This is a genomic window from Neochlamydia sp. AcF95 (genome assembly GCF_018342455.1).
Classification (GTDB): domain Bacteria; phylum Chlamydiota; class Chlamydiia; order Chlamydiales; family Parachlamydiaceae; genus Neochlamydia.
The window spans coordinates 1-9,934 of the sequence record NZ_JAEMUC010000057.1 but is presented as its reverse complement, the minus strand read 5'-3'; the positions used below and the strand labels follow the sequence as shown (position 1 = coordinate 9,934).

4 protein-coding genes are annotated in these 9,934 nt (G+C 37.1%); 3 read left to right on the top strand and 1 reads right to left on the bottom strand.

The features are described from left to right. The first annotated feature begins 825 nt into the window (after nt 1-825). Nucleotides 826-3,588: a hypothetical protein gene (locus NEOC95_RS07190; protein WP_213152328.1), complete on the top strand. Its 2,763-nt coding sequence runs from the start codon at nt 826-828 to the stop codon at nt 3,586-3,588. A 655-nt stretch (nt 3,589-4,243) separates the two neighbouring features. Here NEOC95_RS07190 and leuS read toward each other — a convergent pair. Then, nucleotides 4,244-6,760: a leucine--tRNA ligase gene (gene leuS, locus NEOC95_RS07185; RefSeq protein ID WP_213152327.1), complete on the bottom strand. Its 2,517-nt coding sequence runs from the start codon at nt 6,758-6,760 to the stop codon at nt 4,244-4,246. Nucleotides 6,761-6,816: 56 nt separating this feature from the next. Between leuS and rnr the strand changes: the two genes are divergently transcribed. Together rnr and NEOC95_RS07175 are read left to right on the top strand one after the other, a co-directional pair. After that, a complete protein-coding gene (gene rnr / locus NEOC95_RS07180; RefSeq protein ID WP_213152326.1) occupies nt 6,817-9,129 on the top strand; it encodes a ribonuclease R in 2,313 nt (770 codons plus the stop codon). Then, nucleotides 9,129-9,713 carry a DNA-3-methyladenine glycosylase gene (locus NEOC95_RS07175; protein WP_213152325.1) on the top strand — a complete coding sequence of 195 codons (585 nt, stop codon included), beginning with the start codon at nt 9,129-9,131 and terminating at the stop codon, nt 9,711-9,713. The genes rnr and NEOC95_RS07175 overlap by 1 nt, the downstream gene beginning before the upstream one ends. The last annotated feature ends 221 nt before the right edge of the window (nt 9,714-9,934 follow it).

Here is a 9,934-nt window from a genome sequence, read left to right as displayed (position 1 = left end):
AAAGCTTTACGTGTGATGGCCAGTAAACCTGCAGCACAAAGGTATTTTTTCTCTTTCGCCCACATTCCCATAACTAACCTCACCTAATGGTTTACGAAAAAAAATTTCTTTTTTAGTTTATCACAGAGGGAATTTTTTTCAGCGGGAATCGCTGAGATTAAGTTCTTATAAATTTATGCCCGATTAAATGCCAACTAAGCATTTTTTAATATTTTTTAGACTTTTTTATTTTTAGGGCGGGGGTGAGGATTGACAAATCCGTAGAATTTTTTTCTGAACATTCGTTTAATTTATAGAACCGTTCTAAATGGGGAGGTGACCAGGAGCATTGCCCTACTTAAATCATTACTGCCAAACAGGTAATGCAAACAAAAATATTACAGTAAAATGAGTTGGGTGCAAGCGTGTTTGGCTAGCTGCAGGCCTATAGAATCCTCCCTCTACAGGTTAGCATTTTTCTGTGGCAGCTTACTTGCGTACATCCTCCTATTAAAGCCTTTCTTCCAATTGCAAAATATCAAAAGCTTATTTCTATAATTTCCTTTTTAGCAATAGAAAAAATTAACAATTAAAAAATATTTATAACTATATTCATTAAAACTTAAAAATCGCTACCCTTACTGATCGAAGAAAAATTAAAAAAATCTGTAAACTACTAAATCGACCTTTAAGGCATCAAGCATAAAAATATCACTCTTAAGTCCTTGTTTTTCTATCTTGTTATCTTAAAACTAGTCTATTGCCTGTAATATTTTCTTTATTTGCGTCGGGCGAATCTATATAAGGAAAAATTACTATAAAATTTAATTTATAAGGCCATCCTATATGTTAACTACCCATTTTAAAGCAGCACAGGAAGGAGCCCTTGCCTCTTCTTACATTAGCTTTGAAGACTTACAAGATGCTGATAAAACTCCTCTTCAATATCAACGGATTTTTTTAAGAAAAATGGAAGAGCTTGCTGCTATTATTGAGAGATTTAATAATTTGGATTTGGATGTAGTGGAAGCATGGGATGCCATCCGCGGACAGATCATTCGTTTAAATTTATCGGTTAAAAATGAAAATAAAATTTACGAATTGTTTAAAGAAAAGTTGTCATTACACGCTGAGTTGGAATTAAGAAAAGAGCGTTTAGAAGTACATTTCTCAGATTTGGAATGGAAATTTAGGTTTAAACCGCATAGTGCTGAAAACAGCTTTAAAATAGCTTTCAAAAGGTTAAAATTTTTTACCCATTACTACTCTTCGCCTAAAGAGCAGGAACACCCCTTCAATACCGAATGGTTATATCAACGGATCACTACAATTCATTGCAGCCACGAACATCAAAAAGAGCTGCTAAGGCTTATCTTTAATATCTGGTCTAACAGAGAAGGAGATCCCCCACTAATATACCAATTACGCATTCAAATGGCAGCCCTTGAAAGTTATGTCAATACCTTATCTTCTTTATCTATTGAAGAACAAAAAAGTGAAGAAACTCACACTTATAAGACGCTCTATGATAAGATTATCCTTACTTGCCAACAGCTAATCTTAAAATATAAGCAAAAAAGTTTAAGGGATGAGGAATGGGACTTATTTTGTAGCGAAATCTGTAAAGTTCCTCTTAAATATTCGGATGAAAAAGAACTATGGGAATTTATCTCCGAGCAATTGAAGATGAGTGTTGCCGAAATAAGGTATCAACGCTATCTGTGGCAATATAACGCTTATTCTAATGGTAAATGCTTTAGAAAAGAAAAATTTGAGACCCTACTTTTTACTCTTGAAGATCTTTCTAGTTGCTATGCTCAAGGAACTTTAGAAAAAGCCAAATGGGATTTGTTATGCGAAAAAATAGTTCAGGAAAGCTTATTACCGCTAGGACAAAAGCAAGAATTAATTGAAGTATTTTTAAGAACGTGGAAGACTCCTTCAGACTCATGGCTATCTACTTTTTGGCATATTCCTAATTTTTTAGCAAGCTATTGGAAAGAGGAAAAAGACGAGGGAAAAGTCATTTGGAGGGACGAAAAGATTTTTACTCTTTTAAAATCTATGCATGAATGGGTAGTAAATAACGAAGCTTTCATCCATGACAAGCTCTCTAATAGGCCTAATCACTCCCCTCTTATCCAAGAAAAAGTAGAAGAATTGATAAAACTTTTAACGGATTTGCGGCTGCCGCTTTCGAACGATATTGGATCTAAGATTTGTAAATCCCCTGTCTATAATCAGATGAGGAAAGAATCTCATATAGCTTGCCTATCCAAATTGCGAGAGATATTGAAAGACGCTAAAGATGATTTTGAATTATACAAATCGCTAGGTGAAGAATCAGCTAGTGGTTATGCCTTGGTGCTAAAGCAGCTGTGTGATCACATGTTTACAGAGATTAATGGCGTGGCATTAATGAGAAAGGCCTTGAAAGAAATAATGCCTATAGGATTGGAAGAGTTAATTAAAAAAGAGACGCGCTTTATAGTTTATAGGCAAAGCAATCTTTTATTGTTACCTATAGAAGTCCAACACGCCGCTATAGTAGCTTTACCCCCCCACTATAAGCTTCCATTGCTCGATTTATTAGGATGGAAAACACTGAAATATAAAGATCATCATCAGCAGTGTAAGATTCCCTACAAGATTTTAAACCTCAAAGTTAGCCAAAAAGATGGCTCAGAAAAAATAGTAAATTTTCATCGCTTTGCTAGACCTACTTCGAAAACAGGCTTAAACCCTGAATTTGATACTTTTTCAGCAGGTTCGCACCGCTTATTATTAATCAATTTGCAAAGCAAAACTTTTAATAAACATGAATCAGAAAGAGCTAAAACTGATGCATTGATAAGCCTTAACCGTGAAAAATGGCTATCAACTTTTGTGGCTATTTTCCCCTTAAACCATTCGGCCCTATTCTATCCTAAGGAAGAATACATGGATCCGGCCCCTCACATTCCTCGTTATAAAACAACGCAAGCCTTTATGGCTGCCCTGATGGAGAAAATTATTTCTCCAGGAATAGCAGAAGAATCAAGTAATCGGGCTGACTATGTATTTCCCAAAGCGTGGAAGATCAGCTTGGAATTCAAGGAATTGGCCACTAAATGTATGTATGAAGTAAAGGAAATTTTTTTTAAAGATGTGGATCCCTTGATGCAAAGCCATCGACGTATTTTTGTTAAATTGTTTAATGCTCGCCTTATATTAGCCCTTCTACCCTTTATGAAAGCCGATGCTTTTGCTTGCTTCTCTTCTGATGCGACAGATCGAACAGATATTGTAGTGAGCCTCTTGCTTAAAATGGTATTAATCATGTGCGATCTAGAAGATAAACCGATTTATCAAGAAGAGAAAGAATCTCCTTTATGGAAAGAAGTGCTGGCAATTTTTGAGGCTTCTACCCTGGTAACGGCTCCACGCCAGCTTCATAAAAATATTTTAGGCTTAATGCAAGCATTCGAAATATTCGATAAGCCAGGAGTTAGAGAAAGACTTCGCCATGCAAAAGAGCTAATAGGTGTTAAGGGTGCTGAGTTTCCTTTTATTTACAATAAAGAGGAATGGCAAATTGAAACTCTGCCACATGAGAAAAGGGAAGATTAGCTAAACCCCGAAAAGTGATTTAACTAAACTGAGAATGAGAAGAAAAGTTATTTGTAAAAATTTAATTATACACTCTCAAGCTACTTCTCAAGCTACTTCTTATGTAATCTCATGCTTTATAAAATTGCTCTCATTAAATAAAGAGGCAATTTTTAAAGGATTAGGTATGCAGACTTGGTTTTTTCAAAGCGTATTATTTTCTTAAAAATTATAAATATATCATCTAAAAAAGGTTTCATTCGTGGGAAGCTAGCTTGCTCCTTAAAAAGATCGCTTTTATTAAATATAGCAGGGATTAAAGAGCTGCTGCAAAATATAGGAGCTGCATTACAACGATAAAATTATAATAACATGGACAATAAAATAATTGAAAAAAAAGATATCAAATAAAAAATGAAACAATGCTTTTAATAAAAACTTAACAGATTTAAGGCTTTGCCTTTAAATTTAAAAAAATAATAAGCCTAGCCGATAAGATAGGAGGAATGCTTACACATCTCCTACCCTCTTAAAGGCTTAGGCCATGGTCGAAACTCTTTAATTTTAAGCCTTCCCCTATTTAGCTATCCATGAAAGATAGCTATTTAACATACAAGAAAACTTAACTTTATTAAACTCACCTATTTAGATAGATATCCAATAAGCCTTTAAATTTTCAACCTATTACAATGTTTAATAGTTTATTAGGCACAAAAATAATCTTTTGTACAGTTTGACCTTCTAAATGTTTAGTAACCAAAGGATTTTTTTCCGCGGCTTCAAGGATTGCTTCTTGGGATATATCAATAGGTAGCGTTAATCTAGCCCTAAGCTTACCGTTAATTTGGACGATGTAAGTAACATGCGAATCCACTAAATAATTTTCATTAATTTGGGGAAACGGGGCAAAAGATAGAGCTTCTTTACAATCTAGTAACTCCCAAATTTCCTCTGCAAGATGAGGAGCAAACGGCATTAAAGCTTGCGTAGCCATCTTAACGACTGAACGAGGATATAAAGGCAATCTTGTAAAGTCATTTATAAATTCCATCATTTTGGCAATAGCGGTATTGAATTGTAAAGCTTCAATATCCTTTTCTACTCCATGCACTAGGCGATGGCCTAATTTAAAAGCTTCTTCGGAATCTTCATAGGTTAGCTTATCTGAGGTAGCCATTTCATAAAAACGAACAAGAAAACGTCGGCAACCGCTCACCGCTTCTGAACTCCATACCTTCTCTTTATCTAAGGGTCCTAAAAACATTTCGTATAATCGCAATGCATCGGTACCATATTCCTCAATCACGTCATCCGGTGAGACACCATTAAGCTTAGATTTAGACATCTTATCAATCTGGCTTTTAAGCTCTTCTCCTGATTGCCGATGAAAGTAATGGCCTTCTCTTTCGATCACATCTTCAGGTGCCACATAAGCTCCTAAACTATTTTGATAGGAACGTGCTACCATTAAACCTTGATTGCGCAAAGCCTTAAAAGGCTCACAAAAGCTGACATATCCGCAATCGAAAAGTACTTTATGCCAAAAACGAGCATACAAAAGATGCAAGACAGCATGCTCTACTCCTCCTACATACATATCCACAGGACCCCAATATTTTTCTGCTTCTTGGCCCCAGGCTTGTTGATCATTATGCGGATCACAAAATCGTAGATAATACCAACAAGATCCTGCCCAATTAGGCATCGTATTTGTCTCTCGTCGAGCCTTTTTACCTGTTTTACTATCATGGATATTTATCCAGTCTTCTACTTTACCTAAGGGGCTTTGGCCATCGCCTAAGGGTTTATAGTTAGACACGGCTGGCAACGTTAAAGGAAGCTCGTCTATTTCCAGGACACGCTTTGTCCCATCTTCAAAATGCAAAATAGGAAAAGGTTCGCCCCAATACCTTTGGCGCGAAAATAACCAGTCGCGCAATTTATAAGTAACCGTACTTTTACCTATCCCTTTTCTTTCTAGCCACTCGATAATTTTTTTTGTAGCCTCAGCTTGCTTCAAGCCATTTAAGGAAATTTCCTCATTTTCACTATGAATACATACGCTCTCCTCCGTTACAGCTTGATAGACCATCGAATCTTCTGGATGAACGTTGTAGACATATACCAGTGGAAGATCAAATTTTTTAGCAAACTCAAAATCGCGCTCGTCATGGGCAGGAACAGACATGATAGCGCCGGTACCATACCCCGGGATAACATAATCCGAAATCCATACCGGAATGTCTTTGCCATTGGCAGGGTTAATGGCATAAGCACCTATAAAAACGCCACTTTTATTCTTATTTAGATCTGTTCTTTCCAAATCTGTTTTAGAAGCTGCTGTTTTTTGATACTCTGCTGTGCAAGCTTGCTGAGTTTTTGAAGTAATCTTTGAAACCAAAGGATGCTCAGGAGCTAAAACCAGATAAGTTACGCCAAAAAGTGTCTCAGGACGTGTAGTATAAACTTCTAGGCAACAATCGCTATTTTTTATCGGAAAACGTATAGAAGCCCCCTCACTTTTTCCGATCCAATTAATTTGTAATTTTTTTAAGCTTTCTGGCCAATCGACTAATTCTAAGTCTTTAATTAAGCGTTCAGCATAGGCAGTGATTTTTAGTATCCATTGGCGTAAGGGCCTGCGCTCAACAGGATGACCTCCTTCTTTACTAAAGCCATTTTCAATCTCTTCATTTGCTAGCACTGTTCCTAAGGCAGGGCAATAGTTCACCATCATCTCTGCTTCGTAAGCTAATCCTCTTTCATATAAAAGGGTGAAAATCCATTGCGTCCATTTAAAATAAGATGGATCGCTAGTAGAAATTTCCCGATCCCAATCGTAGGAATAACCTACACGCGAAAGCTGGCGCTTAAAATTAAGCACATTATATTTTGTGGTTTCGGCTGGATGTGTGCCAGTACGTATAGCATATTGCTCTGCAGGCAATCCAAAACTGTCCCACCCCATAGGGTGTAGTACATTATAGCCCTTTTGCCTTTTATAGCGTGCCAAAATATCTGTAGCTGTGTATCCTATAAGATGTCCTACATGTAAACCTGCTCCCGAAGGATAAGGAAACATGTCTAAAATATAATACTTAGGCTTAGAGGGATCAATTTCTGCTTTAAAAGTTTTATTATCAGACCAAAATTTTTGCCATTTTGCTTCAATTTTTTTGTGATCATATTTCATTCTTTTATCCAAAGTAGTATACGTATAAATTTATGAGAAAGAACCGTTAGAACTTTATGCGAAAGAACAACAAAAAGTCAAAAAAAAAGGAGCTCGGCTCCATCCAAAAAAGTAAAGAAGATCGTCTGTATGAAAACTTGCTAAAAATTACTCAAGAATTTATGGCTGGTAAAGGGTACTTAGCTATGAATGAATCCGAGCTTTTTGAACGGTTGCATCTGCCCGAGCAGTATCGCGAAATTTTCGGCAGAGTCCTCACCCATTTGCATCAATCAGGCTTAGCTAGCCTAGAGCATAAACGTTACGCCCTGAAAAGCTCGACAACCGAAATTGTTAAAGGCACTTTAAGCGTCCATCCAAGAGGATTTGGATTTCTAAAAGTTGAAAATCCATCCATTTATTCGGAGGACATCTTTATTCCCAAGCATTTAATTCAGAATGCGGTAGATGGAGATATAGTTGAAGTACGTGTGGAAGCTCCCCCTTTTAAAGAAAAAGGACCTGAAGGTAAAGTTATAGCCATTCTAGAACGAGCACGCACTCATGTAGCCGGAATAATAAGAAAAGTAGATCGGTATGGTGAAATTCTAGCTTATGTTCCTCTACTAGGCCTCTCTCAAAGAGTGATTGTTGAGCCTTCAAAAGAAAGGAGCCTTCAGGAAGGCGATAGAATAGTTATGCAAGTCACAGACTGGGGCAGCAAAGATACGGAAACATATTGTAAATATTCTCACTACCTTGGACATATCTCCGATCCTTCTTGTGATGTTAAAGCAGCAATCGAAGAGTTCGGCTTACGCTCTGATTTTTCTGCACAGACTATAGATGAGGCGAAAAAAATAGGGACGCGAGTTTCTGCCAAAGATCTTCAAGGAAGAGAGGATTTTCGTAAGATTGAATGCTTTACTATTGACCCCGATACGGCTAAAGATTTTGATGATGCCATCCACCTTTCCAAAGATCAGCAGGGGCATTATCATCTAGGAGTTCATATTGCAGATGTATCTTATTACGTGACGCCTGGGACAGCTTTAGATAGAGAGGCTGCTATGCGGTGCAACTCTACTTATTTTCCCGGAACCTGTCTTCCCATGCTTCCTTCCATCTTATCTGATAATTTATGCAGCCTTAAACCTCAAGTAAATAGACTGACCGTTTCTGTTTTAATTACTTTTGATCGTAATGGGAACGAAATTGACTATCGCATTACCCGCAGTGTAATCAAAAGCAAGAAACGTTTTACCTACAAAGAAGCTAAGCAAATTTTAGAAGGTAAAAAGCTTTCTCCCCACGCTCCTACTCTCCATCTTATGGTGGAGTTATGCAGCTTATTGAAGAAAAAACGCTTTGAGAGAGGAAGTATTGAATTTGCTTTGCCAGAGCTGGTCATTTTAGTGGATGAAAAAGGTATGCCTCAGGGTACAGATTATATTACCTATGATATAACCCATCAATTGGTGGAAGAATTTATGCTGAAAGCCAATGAAATAGTCGCCAGGCATTTGACAGCGATAGGTAAAAATTTGACCTACCGCGTTCACGATGAGCCTGCTGAAGAAAGCATGAAAGAATTTGCCGCGTTAGCTAGAGCTTTTGGCTATAATTTATCTGATACGCCCAGTAATGCAGAAATTCAAAAGCTTTTTGAAGAAGCTATGAATTCTTCCTATGGACAGTATCTAGCTACAAGTTATATACGCCGCATGCGTTTAGCTATTTATTCACCGAACAATATAGGTCACTTTGGTTTAGGCTTAACTCATTATTGTCATTTTACAAGCCCTATACGCCGTTATATTGACTTAGTGATTCATCGCTCGCTTTTCCATGAAGAAGAAGCTTATGAAGCTTTAGAAATTGTAGCTAATAATTGCTCAGAAAAAGAAAGACAAAGTGCTCGAGCAGAAGCTAGTGTAAAAACTCTCAAGAAATTGCGCTTGCTATATTCCCGCCAGCAAATAGAGCCCTACCAACAGTATGAAGCTGTGGTCACCCGTATAAAAAATTTTGGGATAATCTTTGAGGTTTTAGATGTAATGCTTGAAAGCTATTTACATGTATCGGAGCTGGATGGGGATTACTATATATATGATGAAGGCAATTTGGCTTTAAAAGGACGCCATACTCATAAAACTTTTGTAGCAGGAGACAAAATTACTATCATGCTAAAAAAAGTTGATTTTATTACCTTGGAATGCTCCTGGACACTTATACCTGAGGTAAAATCTACGCTGCTAAAGTCAAAGAAAATGAGGAAACCTTTACCCTCTCGTCCTGTTTCTAAACCCAGGTTAAAAGATTTTCTATATACTGCCTCAAAAAGAAAAAGCTCAAAAAAATTCCCAAGCAAGAAAAAATCAAAAAAATAATGGAAAAACTTCCTTTAGATTTTTATTTAAGAGACGATGTTTTGCAGATTAGCCAAGAGCTATTAGGCAAAGTATTGATGACCTGTATCAATGGTGTTTATACGGGAGGAATTATCACTGAAACGGAAGCTTACAGAGGTCCCGAAGATCGAGCTTCTCACGCATATGGCGGCCGCCGTACCAAACGTAATGAAGTGATGTATCATGCTGGTGGGCATGCTTATGTGTATCGCATCTATGGAATTCATGCCATGTTTAATATTGTTACTAACAGTATTGAAATTCCCCATGCTATTTTGATTCGCGCTATTAAACCTACTATTGGCGTTGAGCAAATGATTAAACGGCGCTATAAAACTAAAAATAAAGCTAGCCTTGCGGGCGGGCCAGGAACATTAACGCAAGCTTTAGGCATCAATACTATCCATAATGGTTTACTATTGACAGGGCCTCTTATCTGGCTAGAGGATCATCATATTTGTTGCGAAAAAAAGAATTTAATAATAGGACCACGTGTAGGCATCGACTATGCAGGTGAACATGCTCACCTCCCTTGGCGTTTCATCTATGCATTAGAAATGTAACTGAATTAAAAATTTTAATATTTGAGCTTTAAACCCTCTTTCTCTATTTACAAGAGCGCTTTATCATCAGCGATTCCCGCTGAAAAAAATTCCCTCTGTGATAAACTAAAAAAGAAATTTTTTTTCGTAAACCATTAGGTGAGGTTAGTTATGGGAATGTGGGCGAAAGAGAAAAAATACCTTTGTGCTGCAGGTTTACTGGCCATCACACGTAAAGCTTT